Below are 22,405 nucleotides of genomic sequence, written 5' to 3' on the forward strand. Positions count from 1 at the left end.
TTCACCTCACGTTAGCTTAATAGTTTTAAGCCAACAGCGCCGCATAGAATGCAGCTTAAGAAGGCAAGACGGCGCCAATCCGCTGATTCACGGAAAATAAGAATACCGAGAAGTGCACTTCCGGCAGTTCCGATTCCAGTCCAAATTGCGTAAGCAGTTCCCATCGGTAACGTGTTCATCGCAAGGGATAAGAAGAAGAAGCTTACGCCGAAGTTAGCGATTAAAATAATTTTTGGTGCCCAGCCTTTCTTTTCAGTGGCTACTTTCATAAAGAGTACACCAATAATTTCGCAAATACCAGCTAGAATTAAAAATACCCAAGCCATTTTATGCAGCCTCCTTCGCTTCTTTTTCTTCTGTTACTCGTTTTAAACCGATTACTCCGAAGAAGATTAAACCGATTAATAATACTTTTACGATAGAGAAAGGTTCTCCGAAAACAAAAATCTCTGTAAGAACGATTCCGCCAGCGCCAATCCCTGTAAAGACTGCGTACACAGTACCGACAGGTAAATCTTTGTAAGCTCTAAATAGTAGTACGAAACTAATTGCGATTAATAAAGCGACACCAGCCCACTCAAGTGGTGCCTCCGCGTGTTTTAGTCCAATCACCCAAAAGATTTCAATAATACCAGCTATGATTACATAAATCCATGCCATATGTTATTTCTCCTTCCTACCAGTCGTTAGGTAAAGGGCTTAAAAACGACGCATTGCAAAGGAGCAATCCGTCAGTTTGAAAGTCCGCGCCAAAATACTTTCCAAGAGGCGTTCAAACGTGTCTCAAAGCGATTTAAACCTGCGTATAATAGTTCGACCATAAGGCCGTCTAGTAAGCATAGATAAGCTTCTAAGGCGTCTTTTACTTCAATGTTATGCAGTTCCCCTTGGTCATTTGCACGTTTAAATACAGGATATAAAAGTTTTCTAACGTTTTCGATGTGTGTATTCGCCTTATCGATAATTTGTTCGCGAAATGCATCAGGCGGAAAATACGAAGTTCGTAACCAAAACATTGATTCTTCACTTTCACCAAATCGTTTTGCATATCCTTTTAACAAACTTACGAGCAGTTCTTCTGTAGATGACATTGAAAACTTTTCAATATCGCCTGTGAAGCTCTGTACATCTTTTTGAAGAGCAGCCTCTAAACATGTAAAGTACAACTCCTCTTTTCCTTTAAAGTGTGCGTAAATCGATGGTTTTTTAATCCCAACTTCTTGAGCAATATTTGCTAATGAAGTTCCTTCGTAGCCGTAGCGTGCGAAATGAGAAAGTGCTATAGCTTTAATGCGGTTTGCTGTCATTTTCATCCCCTACCTACCGTTCGTTAGGTTAATTATATGAGATGAAAATTATAAAGTCAATGGGGAAACGTTGAAAAAAAGAGCACTATAGTTAGCACTCTTTTTTTAGACCGTTTTTCGCTCAATTAAATGGAATGAAAGTTCTTCTGAGCTTCCGATAATTTGTTCGTCTTGCATCTGCTTATGGAATAAAGAAAAAGCACGTGATCCCATCGTGAGGCCGGGATGCTCAATAGTTGTAATTTCTAATGCTTTTGAAATTTCATGATTATCGAATCCAAGGATAGCGAGGTCCTCAGGGACGCGAATGCCATGTTTTTTTGCTTCTGTTAATAAACCAGCAGCTACTTGATCATTCGCTGTGAAAATAGCAGTTGGACGATTTGTCATATTTAAAATGCGTTGAAGTATTTTTGCCCCGTCCTGCATCGTATAACATTGATGAAAAATCCAATCGGGTTGTACTATTTTTCCTTCGTGACGAAGAGTATCGGCGAAAGCTTTTTCACGCTCAATTGAATTAACACTTGTTTTTCTTGCTAAACAAATGCCGATTTTTTCATGACCCTTACTTAGTAAATAGGAAGTACCGAGACGAAATCCTTCATAATGATCTACATAGACAGATGAAATGAGGGGATGTTTCATTTTTTCACATGAAATAATAGGAGCGAATTTTGCGAACGGCTCAATTTGTTCCCATGAACTCGTTCGAGAGCAAATAATCATCCCGTCGAATTGTTTCATTTTCATCATTTCAAGAACGCGAATTTCTTCAATACTATCGTAATTCGTTTGGCACAAATTAATATGATATCCAGCTAATAATGCTTCGTTTCCGATTCCTTCAATAATGGTGCTAAAATACGGGAGATTAATGAAAGGTAGCATAACGCCAATTGTATATGTTTTACCTCTTATTAAATGGACTGCATTAATATTTTTTGCATAGTTCAATTCTTCAACTGCATCTAGAACACGCTTACGTTTTTCTTCTTTTACGTAAGGATGATTATTAAGGACACGGGAAACCGTTGATATGGATACACCAGCAGTTTTTGCAATTTGTTTTATATTGGCCATATGTATCACCTCTTTATTTATTATAAGGGAAAATAATAAGAATGAAAAAATCTTGACCTGAAAAGCTTTTCACAATCTATGTTATAAATATGACTTCCGTTATTCGCGTAACCTTTTTATTTGGGCGTAAGAGTGGCGAGGTCATTTTTGTATGTCCACAAAGAATTTTTGTCAAAATGTGTGAGAATAACTTGGAAAGTTTTCAAAGGAGGAGTTTGATTGTAAAGCGAATATGAAGAGAATATAAACGCTTCGTTCGTTAAGAGAGCGATATGAAAGGGCGGAAACAAATTGAAAAAAGGAATCATTTGTTTCGTGTTTTCTAGTGTATTACTTAGCTCATGTTCATTTCAGCAAACGATGCAAGAAGAAAAAACATTTGTGGGAACAACAGGAGGGGCTATGGATCGTGTTACTGATCCTATTCCGCTAAAAGAGCTTCCGACATATTTTCCGGCGAAGTTTAAGGTTCCAACGTTTTTACCTTATGACATTACGAGTGATGTGATGGGGGAGGTAAGAACGATGGGAAAGAAGAATGCTGTCGTAACGATTAAATATAAGCAACAAGAGAAAGGAAGGCACGACTATATAGAATTAACAGTGGCAAACTTTTCTTACAGTTTTCCATACCTCGTAGAAGAGAATCGATTTCAAGAACAAATGAGGTTGAATAATGGAGCACCTGCTTATTTTAAAAATAAGGATGATTACGAACGAGGAGACGAATTTGCTACGCTTATATGGAAAGAGAAGGGAATTGAATATCAGCTATTATATCGTAATATAGATGAGAAAGATGAAGATGTGATCAAACAGAATCTACTGTACATTGCGAACAATATGGAATAAAAAAACTAGCTGAATGATACAGCTAGTTTTTTGTATGTTATTTCTTTTTAATTTTGCCTGTCCAAGATTTAAATCCACCTTGTAATTGGTAGAAATCTTTGTAGCCTTGTTTTTTTAAGTATTGTGCTGCACGACCTGTACGGAATCCGCTTTGGCAATATAAATAAACAGGTTGATCTTGGCGAAGTTCTTTGTAGCGAAGGCGAATTTGTGATAATGGAATGTTACGCGCGCCTAAAATATGTCCCGCGTTAAATTCATCCGCTTCGCGAATATCGATAAGCTGTGCTTTACGGTAGCCAGCGCGAAATTCTTCTTCTGAAAGTGTTTTAATTAATTTTTTCTGATAGAAATACATCCATACAGTGTAGCCGATGAATGCTACAATTGCGACCAGTATAATAATCAAGTTTGTTGACACGATTCTATCGCTCCCTTTTTTCTTATCCTACTTTCAATATTATAATGACCATATGTATTTATGCAACAGATTCATTTGTATATAAGAAGAAATTTCGTATTCTTTCACAAATTTTGTCGAATTTGGTAGACTAGAGAATGTGAAAAATAATTGGTTATATGAGGTGCAGGATGGGAAAAGAAAAATGGTGTTATATTAACTCTGGTCAATGTTCACCGGCATTTAATATGGCGTTAGATGAATGTTTATTAAATTGGCAAAGTGAAAAGAAAATGCCACCAACAATTCGTTTTTATGAATGGGAAGTACCAACATTAACAGTTGGGTATTTCCAGCGTGTTGAAAAAGATATAAATATGGATGTAGTTAACGAAAAGAAATATGGATTCGTTCGTCGTCAAACAGGCGGCAGGGGTGTACTACATGACAAAGAATTAACGTACAGTGTTATTGTGTCTGAAGATCATCCGAATATGCCAAAAACAGTTACAGAAGCATATCGCGTTATTTCGCAAGGCTTATTAGACGGGTTTAAGGCATTAGGATTAGAAGCGTATTATGCAGTTCCGAAAACAGAAGCGGATCGTGAAAATTTGAAAAATCCGCGTTCAGGAGTATGTTTTGATGCACCGTCTTGGTATGAAATTGTAGTTGAAGGAAGAAAAATCGCAGGTAGTGCTCAAACACGTCAAAAAGGTGTTATCTTACAACACGGTTCTATTCCGTTAGAAATTGATTTAGATGAGTTATACGACCTATTTTTATTCCCAAATGAGCGAGTGAAAGAGCGCATGAAGAACATGTTTTCTTCTAAAGCGGTAGCGATTAACGAATTAACAGATCGTACATTTACGATTGAACAGTTAATTAAAGCGTTTGAAGCTGGATTTGAAAAAGGATTAGATGTAGAGCTTGTACCGTATGAACTAACAGAAGAACAACTTCATGAAGTTCAAACTTTAGCAAAAGAGAAGTACGAAAGTAATGATTGGAATTATAAAAAATAAGGAGATGGCGACCGCCATCTCCTTATTTTCATAGTAAATTAAGTACTTTTTCTACTTTGATTCCTTTATCTTGTAAAGAACGAAGGCGGTTTACAACGTCCATAATTTCTTTATCGAATGTAACGCTAATACCTTGGTTTTGTAGTTCTTCTTTTAATCCTTCAATAGAATCATCTATGTCGATGCCAAGCTCGTAATCTTGACAAACTTCAATTGTCTTTTTCACGAGTTTCACATAATTTTCTTGTAGTTTTGAATTTGTTTCAGTCAAAGCAGGTTGCTTCGGTTTTGCAGGAGTAACCGGCGCTGTCTCTTGCTTTGTAACTGGAGTAGATACTACTTTTTTCACAGGTGCTGGAGTAGATAGTTCTACAGCCGCTTCTACACTTACTGGCTTCGGTGTTGGTACCGGAGTAGGTTTAGGCTCTGCAGCAGGTGTTTCTACACGCATAACAGGCTTTGGAGCAGGTGTAACTGCTTTTGGAGCTTCTACAACCACTTCTTTTTTCGGAGTAGCTTCTACAACTGTTTCTTCTTGCTCAGCAGCTTCTTTATTTTCTTTGCTCCACATAACGCGTTCAATTTCTAGAGAAACATTGTTTTTGTTCATCGCTGTTAATGTAACTTTACCAACTTCAGCGTTCCCAGTGAAATCAACAATTTTATAAATGACACTCTTGTTCCAATCCACGTTTCCGCTCAAAAATAATTCTTCGTTACATTTCGGCGTTAAGCCCTCGATTTTAATTTCTGCGTTTACACCGTTTTCACTATATACCATAATTAGCGAAGCATTTACATCTTCGTCTGCTAACATTAGTTCACGTACCATTTTGCCGGTGCGTACTTGCGTTTTCTTCTTAACTGACATCAAATTTCTCCTCTCAAAAATTCAGTAATAATAAAAAAATCGTATAACGAAAAATAATTGCTCACGAAGATTTATGATACCGATAATAAAAGCATCACGTCAACAATTAACTTTAATTATTTTGCATTTTTCTTATTTTCTTTATGAAATTTTTCAATTTGTAAAATTAGACAAAAGAAAAGCAGCCTTTTTAAGGGCTGTTAAAACGTGGGAAACTTTAGTGTGTGTTTATTTTTCATTGCTTTTCATAACTAACGAGAGAAGGTAATTATGAAACCATTTATGCCAAAGCTCGGTTATTTTGAACCAGGAACATCACCATTTGAAGAACGCATTGAGGCTGCTCGTAAAGTAGCAGGGGCTGGTTATCCAATTAGCTTTATTGTTGCACCAATTTATATGCATGAAGGGTGGAAAGAAGGATACCGTGAATTGTTTGAACGATTATACAATGCGTTGAAAGACATGAAGATACCAAATTTAACGTTCGAATTAATTCGACATCGCTATACAAAACCGGCAAAAAAAGTCATTCAAGAGCGTTTTCCAAATACGAAGCTTGAAATGGATGAAGAGAAGCGGAAATATAAATGCGGACGATACGGTATTGGGAAATATGTATATAAAAAAGATGATGCAGAAGTATTGGAAGGAACAATAAGAGGTTATATATGAGTATTTTCCTGATGCAGAAATTCAATATTTTACATATGGGGAATCTGTATTCTTTTTTGTTTTACGTATTTAGGCTCGTTTCCACCTTGTCACGTTATTCTTTCTGGTGTATCATTTTATTGATTGCTTCGTACGGAATAAGCAAAATGAAATTGGATGGAGGAAACCGATGCCTACCCCTAGTATGGAAGATTATATTGAACAAATTTATTTGTTGATTGATGAAAAGGGTTATGCCCGCGTATCTGATATTGCTGAAGCGCTTAGTGTACATCCATCCTCTGTAACAAAAATGGTACAAAAATTAGACAAAGACGAATATCTAATTTATGAAAAATATAGAGGGCTTGTATTAACATCAAAAGGTAAAAAAATCGGAGAACGTCTCGTATATCGTCATGAATTGTTAGAGCAGTTTATGCGTATTATCGGTGTGGATGAAAGTAAAATTTATAATGATGTAGAAGGAATTGAACATCATTTAAGTTGGGAAGCAATCGATCGCATCGGTGATTTAGTGCAATACTTCGAACAAGAAGAAGTTCGAGTTGAGACACTTCGTGGTGTTCAAAAAGCAAATGAAGAGAAAAGTAATTAAGGGGAACGTGTGGCGTTTCCTTTTTTATTTAAATCGAAAAGGGCGGGAAAATAATGAAAGCAATTATTTTTGATTTTGATGGATTAATTGTGGACACTGAAACAATATGGTTTCACTCTTTCAGAGATGCTGTTCGTGAATACGGTGGAGAGTTACCCTTAGAAGAATTTGCAAAATGTATTGGAACGACAGATGAAGTGCTTTATGCATATTTAAAAGAGCAATTAAAAGAAAAATTTAACGAGCATGCATTAAAGGAAAAAGTAACAACTTTACATAAAGAGAAAATGAAAATACCAAAAGCACGTGACGGGGTAAAAGAATATTTAGAAGAAGCGAGAGAACTTGGGTTGAAAATCGCATTAGCCTCTAGTTCCTCTAAAGAGTGGGTTGTTCGTTTTTTAGAAGAGCTACAGATTAGAGAGTATTTTGAAGTGATTAAAACGAGAGAAGATGTCGAGAAGGTAAAACCAGATCCAGCTCTTTATAGGATTGCGATAGAAGAATTAGGAATTGAACTGTCAGAAGCTGTTGTATTTGAAGATTCATTAAATGGATTGAAAGCAGCGATTGCAGCCGGATTAAAATGTGTCATCGTGCCTAATGATGTGACAAGAAATTTACAATTTGAAAACCATCACCTTCGTATCGAAAGTATGAAAGAAAAAAGTTTGAAAGAAGTGCTGCAACATATAAAGTGAAACTTTAATCAGTGGGGGTCTCATCCCCACTGATTATAAGCCACACTAATCGTGAAAAAAAGACCGTATTTCCTAAAAGGAAGCACGGTCTTTCTTTTTGTTTTTTTTACCTTCAATGACAGTTAAATGAGATTGTTTTCTTTTTCGTTTCAACGATGGAGAATTACCCTTTTTCCCCTTGTCATCAGAAGCATTCCGTTTCAAGAAAGAATTGCTTAGGGGTGCTACATTTTGTTTCCCGTGTTTGCGGTTCGATTGTTTTGCAGCACGCTTATAGGAGCTTTGCGAATTTGCAGAGCCACTAGAGTTTGTAAACATTTTGTAGAGTAAGTAAAAGATACCGACGACAGCCAACATGATACCAATGTTTTTTAACACTCCCATTGGATCTGTAATAACAGATGAAACAAGGCCGAATATTGCTAATCCGATAATAAGTACAAATATAGCGAATGTAAACGAACGACCGTTCATAAGGGACACCTCCTAAAAACATATATTAAAATTAGTATATTAACGATGAGGAAAGGAGTTGAACACCATTTTTAAATAATTATTGTTTGTTTTCTAAACGTAATAATTCTTCAAACGATGCGATTGCAACTTCCGCTTGATCATCTGTTGGTTCTTTCGTTGTTAATAGTTGCAGCCATAATCCGGGATATCCAAGTACTCGTAAAACAGGAATATCTCGTAATCGATTGGTAAATTGTAATACTTCAAAAGAAATGCCGAGAACAACTGGAATTAATAAAATTCGGTTTACTACCCTGGCCCAAAGCGGATCTGTAGGGACGAGGAAATAGACAAACATTCCAATAATGACCGTAAATATAATAAAACTACTGCCACAGCGATAATGGAGGCGAGTTTGCTTTTGAACATTTTCTACAGTCAGTGGAAGGTTATTCTCATAAGCATTGATTACTTTATGTTCTGCACCGTGGTACTGAAATACCCGCTTAATAAGTGGGGTTAAAGAAATAAAGTATATATAGCTCAATAATAGCATGAGCTTAATGACACTTTCGACAATGATTTGCCCCGTATGAGATGGGAAAATCGGTCTCGTTAATTCAGCTAAAAGTGCAGGAACTGCTGTGAAAATTACTTTACCGAATATGAACGATAAAACGCCAACTGCTGCAACTCCTAATACCATCGTTAATTTTGATTGTTCTTCTTTTTTATTTGCAAATTGTTCATCATCTTCTGGGTGGACATCAAATCGTTCTGAAGCAAAGTTTAAATGTTTCGCTCCATTCGCACTTGCATCCACAATAGCGGCAATACCTCGTAAAAATGGAATTTTCTTTAGTATAGATAATGCTTTATTACGAACGCGTGGTAAACGATAAAATTCAATCGATTTATCTTTACGACGAACCGCTGTAACAGTATATTCTCTACCGCCAAACATAACTCCTTCTATGACTGCCTGTCCGCCATATATTTGTTTTGACTCTTCTGCCATGTTAACACCAACCTGTATTTGTTTCTCTCTTATGTAGAAAAAGAGGTAATTGTCGTACTTGGTTCTGTCAGATTGAAATAAGACAATCACCGAGTTTCCTTTATTTTATCGACAAATACAAGCGGATGACAAGGGGAAATGTTACGAGAGTCGGACATTTCTTATTCTTTTTATAGACAAATTTTGCAGGATTTAAACATGCTTCAAAATAGTTTCGGGCATACTATTGAGCGGAGGTGTCAATGTGAATCAAGAACAATCAACAATAAGGAACTTTGTACAGATTGGTTTATTTGGTGGCTTATTTTGGGGAGGTATATGGTATTTCCTTCATATATTTTCATTTACAGAAGCTGGCCCTAACTATTTACTTTTACCGTTTGCATTTGGAAATTGGAAAGAAGGGGTTTGGGGGAATTTGCTAGGTATCGTTTGTATGGGACTCCTTTCAATTTTAGTGGCATTTCTCTATAAAGCTCTTTTTAAAAAGTTTGAAGGAGTATTACCTGGCATACTATACGGTTTATTTTGGTGGGCGTTATTATTTTTAGGGATGGGGCTAATGGCACCCGTTATTAAAAGTGCACTCCATTTACCGAAAGGAACAATTGTAACGACAGTATGTATCTTTATATTATATGGTGTTTTTATTTCGTACTCTGTATCATTCGAATCGAATAATACAAATAGAGGAGAAGGGCTCGAGAAGACAAACTATTCAAATAAGTGATTCCTATGTTAAAATGTCGTATAGACATTCTTTAATATTAAGGAGTTTTAAGAAAATGAAAAAGTTACTCCTCGTAAACGGTCCTAACCTAAATCGTCTTGGTGTCAGGGAAGTAAATGTATACGGAAAAGGAACGTTAGCGACGCTTGAAACAGATATGAAACAAGAAGCAGAAAAAATGGGAGTGGAGTTAGAATGTTTTCAATCGAATCATGAAGGAGCTATTATTGATATTATTCATGAGGCGGATGACATATATGAAGGAATCATTCTAAATCCGGGTGCATTTACGCATTATAGCTACGCGATTCGGGATGCTATCGCAAGCGTTTCGATTCCAGTTATTGAAGTACATATTTCTAACATTCATCAACGTGAGTCGTTTCGTCATGAATCTGTGACAGCGGCTGTTTGTGCGGGACAAATTGTTGGATTTGGTTTTTATGGCTATAAGCTAGCGCTATTTGCATTAATGGAGAAATTGAGGGAGGCATAAAGTAATGGAAAAGATCGAGAGATTAAGAAGTGCGTTTGATGAGGCTGGTATTGACGGTATCGTATTAACGAATGAACATAGCCGTAGATATATGGCGAATTTCACAGGAACAGCTGGAGTTGTACTAATTTCAAAAGAGCGTGCTCTATTTATTACTGATTTCCGTTATGTAGAGCAAGCTAGTAAGCAAGCGGTTGGATATGAAATCGTGCAACACACAGGCCTAATTCTTGATGAAGTTGCGAAACAAGTAAAAGAACTTGGAATTCAAAAGCTAGGCTTTGAGCAAGATACCCTTACATATAGCTCTTACGTAACGCATAATGAAGCGATTGAAGCTGAATTCATCCCAACTTCTGGGCTTGTAGAAAAGTTACGCTTGATAAAGACTGATTCAGAGATTAAGATATTAAAGGAAGCTGCACAGATTGCAGATGCTGCCTTTGAGCATATTCTATCATTCATTCGCCCGGGAGTATCTGAAATTGAAGTGTCAAATGAACTTGAATTTTTCATGAGAAAACAAGGAGCAACATCTTCTTCGTTTGATATTATCGTTGCTTCAGGTCTTCGTTCGGCATTACCGCACGGCGTGGCATCTGAAAAAGTGATAGAAAAAGGAGATTTCGTTACATTAGACTTCGGCGCTTATTACAAAGGATATTGCTCTGATATTACTCGTACGATTGCAGTCGGTGAACCATCTGATAAATTAAAAGAAATTTATAATATCGTTTTAGAAGCACAACTACGTGGTGTGAACGGTATTAAAGCTGGTTTAACAGGCCGTGAAGCTGATGCATTAACGCGTGATTACATAACGGAAAAAGGATATGGTGAATACTTCGGACACTCTACTGGTCATGGAATCGGTCTTGAAATCCATGAAGCACCAGGTTTAGCGTTCCGTTCTGATACAGTACTTGAACCAGGTATGGCTGTAACAGTAGAACCAGGTATTTATATTCCAGGTATTGGCGGCGTACGTATTGAAGATGATATCATTGTAACGAGTGAAGGTAATGAGGTAATTACGAAATCACCAAAAGAACTTATTATTTTGTAATACACAGGAGGATTTTTTTACATGATTTCAGTAAACGATTTTCGTACAGGTTTAACAATTTCAGTGGACAATGCCCTTTGGCAAGTACTTGATTTCCAACACGTAAAGCCAGGTAAAGGTGCTGCGTTCGTTCGCTCTAAACTACGTAACCTTCGCACAGGATCTGTTCAAGAGAAAACATTCCGTGCAGGTGAAAAAGTAGAAAAAGCACACATCGAAAACCGTCGTATGCAATACTTATACGCGAGCGGTGAGGCTCACGTATTCATGGATAACGGAACTTATGAGCAAATCGAACTTGGTGAAAACCAAATCGAGCGCGAACTTAAATTCCTAAAAGAGAACATGGAAGTAGCAATTATGACATACCAAGGCGAAGTACTTGGTGTTGAACTTCCAAATACTGTTGAATTAAAAGTTACAGAGACAGAGCCTGGTATTAAAGGTGATACAGCTTCTAACGTAACAAAACCAGCTACATTAGAAACTGGTCTTGTTGTACAAGTACCAATCTTCATTAACGAAGGCGAAATGCTTATCATCAACACTGGTGAAGGTAAATACGTTTCTCGTGCATAGTAAAAAAGCACTCGTGATAATCACGAGTGCTTTTTTTATCCCGCATTAACGGGCAGTAAAACTCCCACCTCAAAATTCGACTGGAGCAAAGAAGTTAGGTGAGAGATCAACTGCCCGTAAACGCCCGATTGGTTCAACTAATAATCAGTGGGGGATGAACAACTCCCCCACTGATTATAGTTTCACTTTATAGGAAATAGGGCAGATAATAAATAATGGTTATTATAAAACTGAAAGCTGTAAGACTAGCAGTACCTATTGTGTAAGGGCTCCATGTCATTTGAAAAGGTTTTACCTTACCCGTTTTATATATAGTGTGATCAATGTTGGCATTTTGATTTATATTTAAAGCAATGAGCCAAATTGCACCGAACAGCGCGATGCTACCAAGGAAAAGGGTTTCCATAAATGACCAACCGACCATCTTTGAAAAAAGATAAATAAGAGCTAATTCTACTACAATTGTTAAACTAATTTTCAATACTTTCATATTTTCTTCCCTCATTTTGTGCTTCCAACCAATTTAAAAATTTCTCGCGGGATATAACATGCAGTACGCAAGGTGATTTTACTTCCTTTTCTAAAGCAGTATGTTCATCAGGGAAGCTATCTTCCACATGCAATGAAATATAAGGTAGCTTCTCTTGTGCTTTTAAAGAGCGAATGTTAGTCGTTTTAGCACCAGCGAATACGTATGTAAGTTGTAAGCCTAAAAATGCGATTTTAAAGATTTCTTTTTTAGCAGCCTCATTATATCCTTTTCCCCAATATTGATAGCCGAGCCAACTTCCAATATGTGAGCGCTTTTGTTCGTAATTAATATGTTTAAGTGTGGTGAGACCGATTATTTCATTTTCTTCATTTACAATCACTCTTGATAAGGAGTGTTTTTTTCGTTCCTCTTCCATTGCAAATAGAATGAAGGCTTTTGTATCTTCAACTGTTTCTACGTGTATTCCTAAAGCATTTTTTACATGTGGATCGCTAGATAGCTCAAAAATAACATTTGCATATCGTAAATCGAGTGGTAATAAAGTAACTCTCTTCATCGTTTATGCCCCCTTTTCTATTAAATATATCATAAAATAATATGAATATTCAGATTTAAACGAAAGCAGTAGAGAAAAATTATGTTTTTACTTCTGAAATAGACAACCTCTGCATATGGTTGTACAAATATATTCTTTTTTAGAATTAGGAACTAGCAAACGTTATGGGAGAAGGTGGGAGAATGAAACAGTGGCTAGCGGCAATGGAAACATCCGTACTTGTGATGGGGTTACTTCGTTTGTTTTCAGGTAGCGCGGAAATATTCGCCGCTTTGCTTATGCTTTACGTGAATGATGCGAAAAAAGCATTGTTTATAAATGGTATGTTGGCGTTTGTTGGACCGACCGTATTAATTTTAACAATGACAATTGGTATAGCGAGTGTAGCAAGTGAGATTTCATTCCTGAAACTTTTTTTTCTAGCGCTTGGAATTGGCTGCATTTTTATCGCGTTGTTGAAATAGTAAGTCGAGTATAGTGGGGAGAAGCTTATGAAAGAGGTATTAGAAGTTTTACCGAAAACGATGAAACAGTTAGTTGAAGATTGTAAGCAATACGATGTCCTAGAGGAAATTCGAGTTCGAATTGGAAGACCACTAGAATGTATCGCACATGGGGAAGTGTTTTTTTATGACTATGTTGCTACAGCGGAAGATGCAATCTACTTATTGAATAAATTAAGTCAATTTTCAATTTACACGATGGAAGAAGAGTTGAAACGTGGATATGTGACACTACGAGGGGGACATAGAATTGGCTTAGCGGGAAAAGTCATTACAGAAAAAAGTGAAGTAAAAATGATTCGAGATGTCTCTTCATTTAATATTCGTATTGCTCGTCAAAAAATAGGGATTGCTGAGCCGCTTTTGCCATATCTTTATGAATCACGATGGTTAAACACGATGGTAATTGGCCCACCACAAACGGGGAAAACAACACTTTTAAGAGATGTAGCACGCTGCATGAGTCAAGGAGTAAGCGCTTCGAAAATTTCTTCTTGTAAAGTAGGAATCGTTGATGAACGATCAGAGATTGCTGGATGTGTGAAGGGGATTCCGCAATATGATTTTGGTACGCGAGTAGATGTATTAGATGCTTGCCCAAAAGCTGAAGGAATGATGATGATGATTCGTTCTATGAGCCCAGATATATTGATCGTAGATGAAATTGGACGTAAAGAAGATAGTGAAGCGATTATGGAGGCGGTGCATGCAGGCGTTCAGCTTTTTATAAGTGCACACGGATTTTCTTATGATGATGTTGTGAAACGTCCATCGTTGCAGGCGGTGCTGGAACTTGGCGTATTTGATAGGTTTGTGGAATTGTCAAAAGCGAGAGGGCCAGGAACGGTTATGCAAGTGAAAGATAGATATGGAAAACCGGTATTACCGCATAGAAAGGCTCAAGGCGTATGGTGAAAATATTTGGTGCGGTATTAATAGTTGCTGTTAGCACTTTTTTCGGATTTTCATACGCTAAGCGATACAGCGAGCGACCGCGGCAGCTTAGGTTATTGAAGGCGGCATTGCAATCATTAGAAGCTGAAATTATGTATGGACACACACCTTTATCTGAAGCGGCTGAGCGATTAGTTAAACAAATGCCAAAGCCGCTAAATTGGATATTTCAAAGCTTTTCGAGGCGTCTAGAGAGCGGGGAACAAACAGTTAGAGAAGCTTGGAATGATAGCTTAAAGGAGAACTGGGCATTAACGGCGTTTAAACAAACCGAGCATGAGATTTTACAACAATTTGGTGAAACACTTGGACAACATGATCGTGAATCACAACAAAAACATATTCGCTTATGTATTACGCATTTGGAAAGAGAAGAAGGAGAAGCGAAAGCTTTACAACTCCAATATGAAAAAATGATAAAGAGTTTAGGTGTGCTAGCAGGGCTACTTATCGTAATTTTACTGCTATAGGGGGGAGAAAGGCGATGTCCATTGATGTTGGATTAATATTTCAAATCGCCGGAATCGGCATTGTTTTAGCTTTCATTCATACCGTACTAAAAGAATTAAAGCGAGAGGATATTGCAAATTGGGTTATCCTTGTCGGTTTTGTCGTCATTTTGTTTCATGTTGCATTTTTAATTAATACTCTGTTCGACAAGATTAAAAGTGTCTTTCTCTTCCAGTAAAGGAGGCGGTTCGAATCGAAATTATACAAATTGTCGGATTAGGCCTCGTTGCTACATTTTTAGCTGCTGTTTTAAATCAGCAAAAATCTAGTATTACATCGTTATTTATTGTGTTCGTTGGTAGCGTAATGTTTCTTCTCTTAATCGATCAAATTCATTCTATCTTGCAAATGATTGAGAGAGTGGCGAGTGAAGCGAAGGTTAGCAACGTATATGTAGAGACATTATTGAAAATTATAGGGATTGCTTATATCGCTGAGTTTGGTGCGCAAATTACAAAAGATGCTGGTCAAGGTGCAATCGCTTCGAAAATTGAATTAGCTGGGAAAATTTTAATTCTCGTTATGGCAATTCCTATTTTGACGGTTGTAATTGAAACAATTCTCGGGTTTTTACCTACGGGATAAGGGGGAGTGAATGTTGAGGAAGTTTGGAGCTAAGCTGCTATTTGCTTGCTTCCTTTTCTTTTCTTTACCGATTGTTGTACAAGCTTCTCCTGTAGAAACAAACGTCGTTGATCAACAATTGGATAAGCTCGGAATTGAAGATGTGAAGCAATTTTGGGACGGGCTTGTTACAAAATATGGAGGCTATTTACCAGAGAGTCAAAAAGGAAGCTTTATGGAGTTTGTAAAGGGAGAAAAAGAATTCTCCATAAAAGAGTGGATGATAGGTCTATTAAAATATTTATTTCACGAGCTTGTTGCAAATGGAAAGTTACTTGGAACGCTCATTATGCTCACAATTTTTAGTGCATTGTTGCAATCACTACAATCTTCTTTCTCAAAGAGTAGCGTAAGTAAAATTGCGGATGCAGTCGTATATATGGTACTTATTATTTTCGCTTTAAATAGCTTTTATGTTGTCATGACATATGCAAGAGAAACGATACAAACAATGGTAGATTTCATACTAGCCCTATTGCCAATTTTACTTGCACTGATAGCAACCGGGGGCGGTGTTGTTTCTGTATCATTTTTTCATCCAATCATCATTTTCTTAATGAATACGAGCGGGCTTCTGATGAATTATATCGTTCTACCACTTTTATTACTTGCAACTATATTAAGTATTGTAAGCACGATGAGTGATCAATATAAAGTTACGAAATTGTCCAAGCTTTTGCAGAACGTTAGTGTCGGGATTATCGGAATCTTTTTGACGATTTTTTTAGGGGTATTATCTGTACAGGGAACAGCGTCAGCCGTTGCTGACGGCATAGCTGTGAAAACTGCTAAATTTGTAACAGGAAACTTCATTCCTGTAGTAGGAAGGATGTTTACTGAGGCGGCGGATACTGTTATTAGTGCATCTGGATTATTAAAAAACACAGTCGGAATTATCGGGCTCGTTATTTTATGCTTAATTGTCGCTTTTCCAGCGATTCAAATATTTTGTATTGCGTTTATTTATAAATTCGCAGCAGCAGTATTGCAACCGGTTGGCGGAGGAGCAATTATTCAATGTTTAGATATTATCGGGCGAAGTATCATTTATGTATTTGCTTGTTTAGCTATCGTATCGTTTATGTTCTTTTTAAGTATCACAATTATTATTGCTGCGGGGAACATTACGCTCATGATGCGATAGGAGGTGCAGAGTATGCAATTTGTTACAGAGTGGATTAGAAATATTATCGTTTTTTTACTCTTGGCGACAATGCTTCATCTTATTCTTCCAAATTCAAACTTACAAAAGTACGTTAAATTCGTTGTAAGTCTATTATTAATTGTGTTAATTTTAACGCCCCTTTTTAAATTATTACAAACAGATGTGAACGAGGTAATCGCAAATTTTAACGAAGAAAAATATGTAACAGATGGATCAGTAAAAAATTCAATAGATTCGAAGAAAAAAGAAATACAAGCTCTAACACGTGCATATAGTTTAGAAGAGATGGCTACCAAAATGAAAAAAGAAGTAGGAAAAGAGTTTGAGAAAAAGTATGGTATGACAGTCTCTGAAATACAAATAGTTGCAGCGGAACATACAGAAGAAGTAAAGTCAGCGAAAGATATTCAATCTGTTATTGTGACGTTGAAAGAAAAAGAACGTAGTAAAAATGATGCAATCGAAACAGTAAAGCAAGTTGAAATTAATACGAAAGAACCTCCAAAAAAATTAGAAGAAACGAATGTAGAAATGAAAGATTTCTTTTCAAGCAGGTGGCAACTAGAGGATAAACAAATCCAAGTTCAAATGGAAGGGAGGACAGGTAGAGTAAATGGACAATAAAGATAAAAATTCGAGGTTCTCATTTTTTCGAAACTTATTAAATGGGGATGAAAAAGAAAGTAATGAGAAGGGGAAAAAGGTAACACCTAAGTTTTTGCTTGTCCTACTCATACTTGGGATTGTGCTTATGTTTTCTAGTAATTTCTTTTCACCTAAAAAAGAAGTGCCTGTGTTTAAAGAAAAGACAAGTCAAAGCCAAGATAAAGATGTACCAACTTTCGGACAAAAAAATAACGATAATATGTCAAATGTAGAAAAATATGAAAAAGCGTATGAGCAAGAATTGAAAGCCTCTTTAGAAGAGATAGCGGGAGTAAAAGATGTAACGATTAAAGTAAATTTAGATTCATCTGAAGAAAAAATACTTGAGAAAAATACGGTGAAACGCTCACAAACGACAGGTGAAACTGATAAAACAGGCGGGAAAAGGGAAGTAGACGACGAGTCTCTTGATGTAAAGACAGTCATTATACGTGAAGGTGATAAAGAAACTCCAATTGTTTTGCGAACAGAGAAACCGAAAGTACGAGGTGTTCTTGTCGTAGCAAAGGGAGTGGATAATATACAAATAAAAGCAATGGTAAAAGAAGCTGTGACGCGATTGTTAGATGTGCCAGCTCATCGCGTTTCAGTATCACCGAAAAATTGATAGGGAGGAAATGAAGTGTTAAAAAAACAAACAGTTTGGCTATTAACGATGTTAAGTTTAGTGGTTGTACTATCTGTTTATTACGTGACAACTCCTGAGAAAATGAACAATGCGGCACCAACAACGAGTGAAAAGATGGGACAAGAAAAGCAAGGTGCTGACAAAGCAGTTACAAAAGAAACAACGAAAGAAACTACGAATAAAGAGACAACAAAAGAAAGTACAAGTAAGGAAACTACAAATAAAGAAACAGACAAAAAAGAGAATGCTAAAAAAGAAACAAGTAAAAAAGATGCTAACGTAACAGTTCAATCAAGTGATGAGAATTTCACAGCTTTACGTATGCAAATGGAAGATCAGCGTAGTGCTGAAAAAGAAAAGTTACAAGGTGTAATGAATTCATCAAAATCTTCAGCAGAAGAAAAGAGTAAAGCGAAAGATAATCTAGATGCAATCACTACAATGGAAACGAAGCAAGAATTACTTGAAACAGTGATTAAGTCTCAAGGTGGATATAAAGATGCTCTTGTAAGAGCTGATGGAACTGATATTAAAGTAACAGTTAAATCGGCAAAGCATTCACAAAAAGAAGCGAATAAAATTATTCAGCTTGTAAGAAGTGAAGGCGGCTCAAAAGATGTAGGGGTAAAATTTGATCCATCAGTAAAATAAAGTGAACTTTAAGTATCCTGTTAATACGGTTTAATTGTAAGGGGCATTTGTACTTCAAATTAGATAAAAAGAATAATAGAAAAAAGCTATCGCTTTCGATAGCTTTTTTCTATTTCATCTTTGTAGTTGCATTTAGTATTTTCAATTGGAAACGGGGAAATACGCTGTGAGTAAAAGATTAATGGTTCATGATACTGGTGATTACTTTTTCCGGATTTGAGGTGGATGAAGAAGACCAATGTCCAAATCATTACGGCAGGCAAGAACAGAATGAGCCATATCATATGTCCACACCTCACTACAATAAATTTTCTACACTTTGAACATACTATTCTTTTATGAAGGAAGAATGAACGGCGCGTAAACAAAAAAATAATATTTGGTAAAAATATGTTTTTTTACCGTAGATAAAATGAAGAATACTGAGGGGATTACGTGTATACACTGTACAGTTTTGAAAATGTAAAGAATGTTTTTTAGGAAGTGGTCTTGCCAATTTTGTGTGAAACTTGGTATTATTACTAGGTAATAAATTTTTAGTGGAATAATATTTTCACAGGAGTTTCGATTTATAATAAAGAAATATAAATTGGAATGTTTAAAAAATTTATCGTAAGATGGGAATAGTAAATATTTCTATTAGTAAATGTCATAGGAATGAAATGTCTAATAGAATACATCGTATTTTTACAGTCAATCAGTTTTATTGATGCCAATCTGTAAAAACGGGACAAACAAGAGTATGGGAGTGGATTTTACATGTTTAAAATTCAAGAAGTTCGTGAATTAATTAAATTAATTGATAGCTCTAATATTGATGAATTTGAATACAAAAAAGATGGTACAACAATCAAAATGAAAAAACGTGGTAATGAAGTTGTTACTATGCAAGCACCGGTAACGCAACAAGTAGTGCAACCAGCGGCACCTGTTGAAGTAGAAACAGCAGTAGCGGCAGCGCAAGTAGAAGTGGCAAAACAAGAAGAGAAGAAAGCTGTTCAAAATGAAAATCTACATAAAATTACATCACCAATGGTAGGAACATTTTATTCTTCTTCTTCACCTGATACACCTCAATATGTAAGTGTTGGGGATAAAGTATCGAAAGATTCTATCGTATGTATTGTTGAGGCTATGAAGTTATTTAACGAAATTGACGCAGATGTAGAAGGCGAAATTGTTGAAATTCTTGTTAATAACGGACAGCTTGTTGAGTATGGACAACCGCTATTTCTTGTAAAAGCGTAATAAGGGAGTCTTTGTGATGATAAAAAAAGTATTAATAGCCAATCGTGGGGAAATTGCTGTACGAATTATTCGTGCTTGTAAAGAAATGGATATTGAAACAGTTGCAATTTATTCAGAAGCAGACAAAGAGTCACTTCATGTCCAAATTGCAGATGAAGCATATTGTGTTGGACCAACGATTTCGAAAGAAAGCTATTTAAATTTGACGAACATTATTAGCGTTGCGAAATTGACGGGTTGTGATGCAATTCATCCGGGATACGGATTTTTAGCAGAGAATGCAGATTTTGCAGAATTATGCCGTGAGTGTAACTTGATTTTTATCGGTCCAAGTCCGGAAGCAATTTCAAAGATGGGCACAAAAGACGTTGCACGTGATACAATGAAAGAAGCAGGGGTTCCGATTGTACCAGGTTCACAAGGGATTATTAAAAATACCGAAGAAGCGATCAAGCTTGCTAATCAAATTGGATATCCAGTTATTATTAAAGCGACTGCAGGTGGCGGTGGAAAAGGTATTCGTGTTGCACGCCATGAAGAAGAGCTTGTGAAAGGAATTCAAATTACACAGCAAGAAGCTAGTACCGCTTTTGGGAACCCTGGTGTATACTTGGAGAAGTACGTTGAAGATTTCCGCCATGTTGAGATTCAAATAATGGCAGATACACACGGAAATGCCATTCATTTAGGAGAGCGTGATTGTACAATTCAGCGCCGTCTGCAAAAACTATTAGAAGAAAGTCCATCACCTGCACTTGATGAAAACATTCGCAAGCAAATGGGTGAAGCGGCAGTTAAAGCGGCGGTAGCGGTTGATTATACAGGTGCTGGTACGGTTGAGTTTATTTATGAATATAAAACGAAAAGCTTTTATTTCATGGAGATGAATACGAGAATCCAAGTTGAACATCCAGTTACTGAAATGGTAACAGGGATGGATTTAATTAAAGAACAAATTCTTGTTGCTTCTGGAGAAAAGTTATCGTTACAGCAAGAGGAAGTACAATTTAATGGTTGGGCAATTGAATGTCGAATTAATGCGGAAAACCCTGCCAAAAAATTTATGCCATCTCCAGGTAAAGTAGAAATGTACTTACCACCAGGCGGATTTGGTATTCGCGTCGATTCAGCTGTATATCCGGGATATTCAATTCCACCTTTCTATGATTCGATGGTTGCTAAATTAATTGTTCACGGAAAAACACGTGAAGAGGCAATTGCAAAAATGAAGCGAGCGCTCAGTGAATTTGTCATTGAAGGCGTACATACAACAATCCCGTTCCATTTGCAATTGCTAGATCATCCTGATTTTGTAAAAGGTGAGTTTAACACGAAATTTTTGGAAGAGCATGAACTTGTGACGCAGTGATACATTAAAGGAGGTTTTTTTCATGGCTGAACATATGTTAGATATGGGTCAAGATACAACTCTTGGAAAAGTAGAAATTGCACCAGAAGTAATCGAAGTAATTGCAGGTATTGCAGCTGCTGAAGTAGAAGGTGTAGCGGCAATGCGTGGTAATTTTGCTACAGATGTTGTTGAGAAGTTAGGTAAGAAAAATCATGGTAAAGGTGTAAAGGTTGAATTAGCAAACGAAGATATTATTGTTGACCTTTATGTTGTTATGTATTTTGGTGTAGCAATTCCAGTTGTTGCACAAAAAATTCAAGACAATATTCGCCAAGCACTCTTTACAATGACAGGACTTGAGCCAAAAGAAGTGAATGTTCACATCGTTGGCGTAACATTCGAAACACAAAAAACAGAAATCGAACCAGTGTAAGAGTGAAAAAGGTGCCTAGTAAAATAGGCATCTTTTTTATCGTTTCATTTCTTCACAAATTAAAACCCTCTAATTATTATACTATTTCAAAAAATGAGAAATAAAAAAGAAAATGTATCGTTTTTCCAAAAAACGTACATTGTGATAAGATATGGAACTTGAAGTTAATCTTTTTATTATTTTTCAGCCTTGTACCCCGTGTGTGAAACGATAAATTGTGTTATTATCATTGTATTATAAGGTTGGAAAATCAATGAAAACTGCAAGAGTAAGTGAATTGACGGCTTATAAATTATAATAATATAACAAAGCATAAGGAAAGACTTGAAGTATAAAGGAGAGTTACAATGAAACGTAGGACGGCTAGAGAAAGAGCAATGCAAGCATTATATCAAATGGATATTACAGGAGAATTAGAACCGAAAGTAGCGGTGGAAAATACGCTAGATGAAGGTGAAGAAACAAATGAGTTTCTAGAATCACTTGTTGTTGGTTTTGTCGAGAATAAAGAAGTAATTGATGAAGCGATTCGTCAAAACTTAAAAAAGTGGAAGTTTGAACGTATTAGTATTGTTGATCGCAGTATTTTACGTGTAGCTGTGTATGAAATGAAATACATGGAAGAAATTCCACACAATGTAACAATTAACGAAGCAATTGAAATTGCTAAAGCATTTGGGGATGAGGAATCTCGTCGTTTTATTAACGGCGTTTTATCTAATATAAAAGATACACTGTAATTTCTTTAAGGGGGAATCTTAAA

32 protein-coding genes and 1 pseudogene are annotated in these 22,405 nt (G+C 36.4%); 22 read left to right on the forward strand and 11 right to left on the reverse strand.

The genetic code is table 11. The features are described 5' to 3' along the window. Positions 1–11: 11 nt before the first annotated feature. From BAU28_RS11640 to BAU28_RS11655, 4 genes are all read right to left on the reverse strand, one after another. Entirely contained in the window at positions 12–326 is a 315-nt protein-coding gene (locus BAU28_RS11640) for a DMT family transporter (RefSeq protein WP_071718640.1), read from the reverse strand. A 1-nt stretch (position 327) separates the two neighbouring features. Continuing rightward, positions 328–660, reverse strand: a complete 333-nt coding sequence (locus BAU28_RS11645) for a DMT family transporter (protein WP_071718641.1) — start codon at positions 658–660, stop codon at positions 328–330. A gap of 71 nt (positions 661–731) precedes the next feature. Further along, positions 732–1,313, reverse strand: a complete 582-nt coding sequence (locus BAU28_RS11650) for a TetR/AcrR family transcriptional regulator (RefSeq protein WP_071718642.1) — start codon at positions 1,311–1,313, stop codon at positions 732–734. A gap of 99 nt (positions 1,314–1,412) precedes the next feature. Further along, positions 1,413–2,390, reverse strand: coding sequence for a LacI family DNA-binding transcriptional regulator (locus tag BAU28_RS11655; protein ID WP_071718643.1), 978 nt, complete (start codon positions 2,388–2,390; stop codon positions 1,413–1,415). Between the two features lie 315 nt (positions 2,391–2,705). Between BAU28_RS11655 and BAU28_RS11660 the strand changes: the two genes are divergently transcribed. Further along, the gene (locus BAU28_RS11660) at positions 2,706–3,242 is read left to right on the forward strand and encodes a DNA polymerase III subunit delta (RefSeq protein WP_071718679.1); all 537 of its coding nucleotides are present in this window, start codon (positions 2,706–2,708) and stop codon (positions 3,240–3,242) included. Between the two features lie 37 nt (positions 3,243–3,279). Here the strand turns inward: BAU28_RS11660 and BAU28_RS11665 are convergent, their stop codons facing one another. After that, on the reverse strand, positions 3,280–3,663 hold the full coding sequence (locus tag BAU28_RS11665) for a rhodanese-like domain-containing protein (RefSeq protein WP_025150053.1): 384 nt from the start codon (positions 3,661–3,663) through the stop codon (positions 3,280–3,282). Positions 3,664–3,833: 170 nt separating this feature from the next. Here BAU28_RS11665 and BAU28_RS11670 point away from each other — a divergent pair, with 170 nt between their 5' ends. After that, positions 3,834–4,670: a lipoate--protein ligase family protein gene (locus tag BAU28_RS11670; RefSeq protein ID WP_025150054.1), complete on the forward strand. Its 837-nt coding sequence runs from the start codon at positions 3,834–3,836 to the stop codon at positions 4,668–4,670. Positions 4,671–4,698: 28 nt separating this feature from the next. On the opposite strand, the gene BAU28_RS11675 is transcribed toward BAU28_RS11670, so the two are convergent. Next, on the reverse strand, positions 4,699–5,541 hold the full coding sequence (locus BAU28_RS11675; protein ID WP_025150055.1) for a hypothetical protein: 843 nt from the start codon (positions 5,539–5,541) through the stop codon (positions 4,699–4,701). A 300-nt stretch (positions 5,542–5,841) separates the two neighbouring features. On the opposite strand from BAU28_RS11675, the pseudogene BAU28_RS11685 reads away from it, so the two are divergent. The 3 genes and pseudogenes from BAU28_RS11685 to BAU28_RS11695 all read left to right on the forward strand — a co-directional run. Continuing rightward, positions 5,842–6,289: pseudogene (locus tag BAU28_RS11685) on the forward strand (spore photoproduct lyase family protein); the annotation flags it as partial. Positions 6,290–6,385: 96 nt separating this feature from the next. Continuing rightward, positions 6,386–6,814 carry a transcriptional regulator MntR gene (gene mntR / locus BAU28_RS11690; protein WP_002173426.1) on the forward strand — a complete coding sequence of 143 codons (429 nt, stop codon included), beginning with the start codon at positions 6,386–6,388 and terminating at the stop codon, positions 6,812–6,814. 53 nt (positions 6,815–6,867) lie between these two features. Then, positions 6,868–7,515 carry an HAD family hydrolase gene (locus BAU28_RS11695; RefSeq protein ID WP_002173425.1) on the forward strand — a complete coding sequence of 216 codons (648 nt, stop codon included), beginning with the start codon at positions 6,868–6,870 and terminating at the stop codon, positions 7,513–7,515. 72 nt (positions 7,516–7,587) lie between these two features. Here BAU28_RS11695 and BAU28_RS11700 read toward each other — a convergent pair whose 3' ends face one another. Both BAU28_RS11700 and BAU28_RS11705 read right to left on the reverse strand, forming a co-directional pair. Beyond that, on the reverse strand, positions 7,588–7,989 hold the full coding sequence (locus BAU28_RS11700) for an SA1362 family protein (protein WP_002129056.1): 402 nt from the start codon (positions 7,987–7,989) through the stop codon (positions 7,588–7,590). 79 nt (positions 7,990–8,068) lie between these two features. After that, complete coding sequence (locus BAU28_RS11705; RefSeq protein ID WP_002173423.1) at positions 8,069–8,989, reverse strand: DUF1385 domain-containing protein; 921 nt, start codon at positions 8,987–8,989, stop codon at positions 8,069–8,071. Between the two features lie 244 nt (positions 8,990–9,233). On the opposite strand from BAU28_RS11705, the gene BAU28_RS11710 reads away from it, so the two are divergent. The 4 genes from BAU28_RS11710 to efp are packed head-to-tail and all read left to right on the forward strand — an operon-like array spanning position 9,234 to position 11,860. Beyond that, on the forward strand, positions 9,234–9,719 hold the full coding sequence (locus tag BAU28_RS11710; protein WP_002173422.1) for a YqhR family membrane protein: 486 nt from the start codon (positions 9,234–9,236) through the stop codon (positions 9,717–9,719). 55 nt (positions 9,720–9,774) lie between these two features. After that, positions 9,775–10,215, forward strand: a complete 441-nt coding sequence (gene aroQ, locus BAU28_RS11715; RefSeq protein ID WP_002111769.1) for a type II 3-dehydroquinate dehydratase — start codon at positions 9,775–9,777, stop codon at positions 10,213–10,215. Between the two features lie 4 nt (positions 10,216–10,219). Then, a complete protein-coding gene (gene pepQ, locus BAU28_RS11720; protein WP_071718645.1) occupies positions 10,220–11,281 on the forward strand; it encodes a Xaa-Pro dipeptidase in 1,062 nt (353 codons plus the stop codon). Positions 11,282–11,302: 21 nt separating this feature from the next. Beyond that, positions 11,303–11,860, forward strand: a complete 558-nt coding sequence (gene efp / locus BAU28_RS11725; protein ID WP_071718646.1) for an elongation factor P — start codon at positions 11,303–11,305, stop codon at positions 11,858–11,860. Positions 11,861–12,047: 187 nt separating this feature from the next. On the opposite strand, the gene BAU28_RS11735 is transcribed toward efp, so the two are convergent. Both BAU28_RS11735 and BAU28_RS11740 read right to left on the reverse strand, forming a co-directional pair. Further along, the gene (locus tag BAU28_RS11735; RefSeq protein ID WP_071718647.1) at positions 12,048–12,350 is read right to left on the reverse strand and encodes a hypothetical protein; all 303 of its coding nucleotides are present in this window, start codon (positions 12,348–12,350) and stop codon (positions 12,048–12,050) included. Then, the gene (locus BAU28_RS11740) at positions 12,331–12,909 is read right to left on the reverse strand and encodes a GNAT family N-acetyltransferase (RefSeq protein ID WP_071718648.1); all 579 of its coding nucleotides are present in this window, start codon (positions 12,907–12,909) and stop codon (positions 12,331–12,333) included. Before BAU28_RS11740 ends, BAU28_RS11735 begins: the two co-directional genes overlap by 20 nt. A gap of 182 nt (positions 12,910–13,091) precedes the next feature. On the opposite strand from BAU28_RS11740, the gene BAU28_RS11745 reads away from it, so the two are divergent. Genes BAU28_RS11745 through BAU28_RS11785 form a run of 9 tightly spaced genes read left to right on the forward strand, consistent with a single transcriptional unit; the run spans position 13,092 to position 18,610 of the window. Next, positions 13,092–13,373: a YqhV family protein gene (locus BAU28_RS11745; RefSeq protein ID WP_000816054.1), complete on the forward strand. Its 282-nt coding sequence runs from the start codon at positions 13,092–13,094 to the stop codon at positions 13,371–13,373. A 27-nt stretch (positions 13,374–13,400) separates the two neighbouring features. Next, positions 13,401–14,327: a stage III sporulation protein AA gene (gene spoIIIAA / locus BAU28_RS11750; protein ID WP_025150063.1), complete on the forward strand. Its 927-nt coding sequence runs from the start codon at positions 13,401–13,403 to the stop codon at positions 14,325–14,327. Next, a complete protein-coding gene (gene spoIIIAB, locus BAU28_RS11755) occupies positions 14,321–14,836 on the forward strand; it encodes a stage III sporulation protein SpoIIIAB (RefSeq protein ID WP_048374157.1) in 516 nt (171 codons plus the stop codon). The genes spoIIIAA and spoIIIAB overlap by 7 nt, the downstream gene beginning before the upstream one ends. Before the next feature lie 14 nt (positions 14,837–14,850). After that, positions 14,851–15,054, forward strand: a complete 204-nt coding sequence (gene spoIIIAC / locus BAU28_RS11760) for a stage III sporulation protein AC (RefSeq protein ID WP_000020914.1) — start codon at positions 14,851–14,853, stop codon at positions 15,052–15,054. A gap of 23 nt (positions 15,055–15,077) precedes the next feature. After that, positions 15,078–15,461: a stage III sporulation protein AD gene (gene spoIIIAD / locus BAU28_RS11765; RefSeq protein ID WP_082147950.1), complete on the forward strand. Its 384-nt coding sequence runs from the start codon at positions 15,078–15,080 to the stop codon at positions 15,459–15,461. A gap of 10 nt (positions 15,462–15,471) precedes the next feature. Next, positions 15,472–16,644, forward strand: a complete 1,173-nt coding sequence (gene spoIIIAE, locus BAU28_RS11770) for a stage III sporulation protein AE (protein ID WP_025150065.1) — start codon at positions 15,472–15,474, stop codon at positions 16,642–16,644. A 12-nt stretch (positions 16,645–16,656) separates the two neighbouring features. Then, on the forward strand, positions 16,657–17,289 hold the full coding sequence (gene spoIIIAF, locus BAU28_RS11775) for a stage III sporulation protein AF (RefSeq protein WP_071718650.1): 633 nt from the start codon (positions 16,657–16,659) through the stop codon (positions 17,287–17,289). Further along, on the forward strand, positions 17,279–17,938 hold the full coding sequence (gene spoIIIAG, locus BAU28_RS11780) for a stage III sporulation protein AG (RefSeq protein ID WP_071718651.1): 660 nt from the start codon (positions 17,279–17,281) through the stop codon (positions 17,936–17,938). Before spoIIIAF ends, spoIIIAG begins: the two co-directional genes overlap by 11 nt. Before the next feature lie 15 nt (positions 17,939–17,953). Then, complete coding sequence (locus tag BAU28_RS11785) at positions 17,954–18,610, forward strand: SpoIIIAH-like family protein (protein ID WP_071718652.1); 657 nt, start codon at positions 17,954–17,956, stop codon at positions 18,608–18,610. Positions 18,611–18,696: 86 nt separating this feature from the next. Here the strand turns inward: BAU28_RS11785 and BAU28_RS11790 are convergent, their stop codons facing one another. Continuing rightward, positions 18,697–18,894 carry a DNA recombination protein RecO gene (locus BAU28_RS11790; protein ID WP_071718653.1) on the reverse strand — a complete coding sequence of 66 codons (198 nt, stop codon included), beginning with the start codon at positions 18,892–18,894 and terminating at the stop codon, positions 18,697–18,699. A 475-nt stretch (positions 18,895–19,369) separates the two neighbouring features. Between BAU28_RS11790 and accB the strand changes: the two genes are divergently transcribed. The 4 genes from accB to nusB all read left to right on the forward strand — a co-directional run bounded on the left by accB (position 19,370) and on the right by nusB (position 22,382). Next, complete coding sequence (gene accB, locus BAU28_RS11795; protein ID WP_071718654.1) at positions 19,370–19,858, forward strand: acetyl-CoA carboxylase biotin carboxyl carrier protein; 489 nt, start codon at positions 19,370–19,372, stop codon at positions 19,856–19,858. A gap of 16 nt (positions 19,859–19,874) precedes the next feature. Next, positions 19,875–21,227, forward strand: a complete 1,353-nt coding sequence (gene accC / locus BAU28_RS11800) for an acetyl-CoA carboxylase biotin carboxylase subunit (RefSeq protein WP_002173410.1) — start codon at positions 19,875–19,877, stop codon at positions 21,225–21,227. Positions 21,228–21,249: 22 nt separating this feature from the next. Then, positions 21,250–21,642: an Asp23/Gls24 family envelope stress response protein gene (locus tag BAU28_RS11805; RefSeq protein ID WP_000807630.1), complete on the forward strand. Its 393-nt coding sequence runs from the start codon at positions 21,250–21,252 to the stop codon at positions 21,640–21,642. 347 nt (positions 21,643–21,989) lie between these two features. Beyond that, the gene (nusB, locus tag BAU28_RS11810) at positions 21,990–22,382 is read left to right on the forward strand and encodes a N utilization substance protein NusB (protein ID WP_048374151.1); all 393 of its coding nucleotides are present in this window, start codon (positions 21,990–21,992) and stop codon (positions 22,380–22,382) included. Positions 22,383–22,405: the final 23 nt, after the last annotated feature.

The sequence above is a fragment of the Bacillus paramycoides genome, assembly GCF_001884235.1.
GTDB classification, from domain to species: Bacteria; Bacillota; Bacilli; order Bacillales; family Bacillaceae_G; genus Bacillus_A; species Bacillus_A paramycoides.

Bases quoted from the DNA above. Each gene is read 5' to 3' on its own strand.
- BAU28_RS11640 (WP_071718640.1), bottom strand. From the start codon at position 326: ATGGCTTGGGTATTTTTAATTCTAGCTGGTATTTGCGAAATTATTGGT.
- BAU28_RS11645 (WP_071718641.1), bottom strand. From the start codon at position 660: ATGGCATGGATTTATGTAATCATAGCTGGTATTATTGAAATCTTTTGG.
- BAU28_RS11650 (WP_071718642.1), bottom strand. From the start codon at position 1,313: ATGAAAATGACAGCAAACCGCATTAAAGCTATAGCACTTTCTCATTTC.
- BAU28_RS11655 (WP_071718643.1), bottom strand. From the start codon at position 2,390: ATGGCCAATATAAAACAAATTGCAAAAACTGCTGGTGTATCCATATCA.
- BAU28_RS11670 (WP_025150054.1), top strand. From the start codon at position 3,834: ATGGGAAAAGAAAAATGGTGTTATATTAACTCTGGTCAATGTTCACCG.
- BAU28_RS11675 (WP_025150055.1), bottom strand. From the start codon at position 5,541: ATGTCAGTTAAGAAGAAAACGCAAGTACGCACCGGCAAAATGGTACGT.
- mntR (WP_002173426.1), top strand. From the start codon at position 6,386: ATGCCTACCCCTAGTATGGAAGATTATATTGAACAAATTTATTTGTTG.
- BAU28_RS11695 (WP_002173425.1), top strand. From the start codon at position 6,868: ATGAAAGCAATTATTTTTGATTTTGATGGATTAATTGTGGACACTGAA.
- BAU28_RS11700 (WP_002129056.1), bottom strand. From the start codon at position 7,989: ATGAACGGTCGTTCGTTTACATTCGCTATATTTGTACTTATTATCGGA.
- BAU28_RS11705 (WP_002173423.1), bottom strand. From the start codon at position 8,989: ATGGCAGAAGAGTCAAAACAAATATATGGCGGACAGGCAGTCATAGAA.
- aroQ (WP_002111769.1), top strand. From the start codon at position 9,775: ATGAAAAAGTTACTCCTCGTAAACGGTCCTAACCTAAATCGTCTTGGT.
- pepQ (WP_071718645.1), top strand. From the start codon at position 10,220: ATGGAAAAGATCGAGAGATTAAGAAGTGCGTTTGATGAGGCTGGTATT.
- efp (WP_071718646.1), top strand. From the start codon at position 11,303: ATGATTTCAGTAAACGATTTTCGTACAGGTTTAACAATTTCAGTGGAC.
- BAU28_RS11735 (WP_071718647.1), bottom strand. From the start codon at position 12,350: ATGAAAGTATTGAAAATTAGTTTAACAATTGTAGTAGAATTAGCTCTT.
- BAU28_RS11740 (WP_071718648.1), bottom strand. From the start codon at position 12,909: ATGAAGAGAGTTACTTTATTACCACTCGATTTACGATATGCAAATGTT.
- BAU28_RS11745 (WP_000816054.1), top strand. From the start codon at position 13,092: ATGAAACAGTGGCTAGCGGCAATGGAAACATCCGTACTTGTGATGGGG.
- spoIIIAA (WP_025150063.1), top strand. From the start codon at position 13,401: ATGAAAGAGGTATTAGAAGTTTTACCGAAAACGATGAAACAGTTAGTT.
- spoIIIAB (WP_048374157.1), top strand. From the start codon at position 14,321: ATGGTGAAAATATTTGGTGCGGTATTAATAGTTGCTGTTAGCACTTTT.
- spoIIIAC (WP_000020914.1), top strand. From the start codon at position 14,851: ATGTCCATTGATGTTGGATTAATATTTCAAATCGCCGGAATCGGCATT.
- spoIIIAE (WP_025150065.1), top strand. From the start codon at position 15,472: ATGTTGAGGAAGTTTGGAGCTAAGCTGCTATTTGCTTGCTTCCTTTTC.
- spoIIIAF (WP_071718650.1), top strand. From the start codon at position 16,657: ATGCAATTTGTTACAGAGTGGATTAGAAATATTATCGTTTTTTTACTC.
- spoIIIAG (WP_071718651.1), top strand. From the start codon at position 17,279: ATGGACAATAAAGATAAAAATTCGAGGTTCTCATTTTTTCGAAACTTA.
- BAU28_RS11790 (WP_071718653.1), bottom strand. From the start codon at position 18,894: ATGATATGGCTCATTCTGTTCTTGCCTGCCGTAATGATTTGGACATTG.
- accB (WP_071718654.1), top strand. From the start codon at position 19,370: ATGTTTAAAATTCAAGAAGTTCGTGAATTAATTAAATTAATTGATAGC.
- accC (WP_002173410.1), top strand. From the start codon at position 19,875: ATGATAAAAAAAGTATTAATAGCCAATCGTGGGGAAATTGCTGTACGA.
- BAU28_RS11805 (WP_000807630.1), top strand. From the start codon at position 21,250: ATGGCTGAACATATGTTAGATATGGGTCAAGATACAACTCTTGGAAAA.
- nusB (WP_048374151.1), top strand. From the start codon at position 21,990: ATGAAACGTAGGACGGCTAGAGAAAGAGCAATGCAAGCATTATATCAA.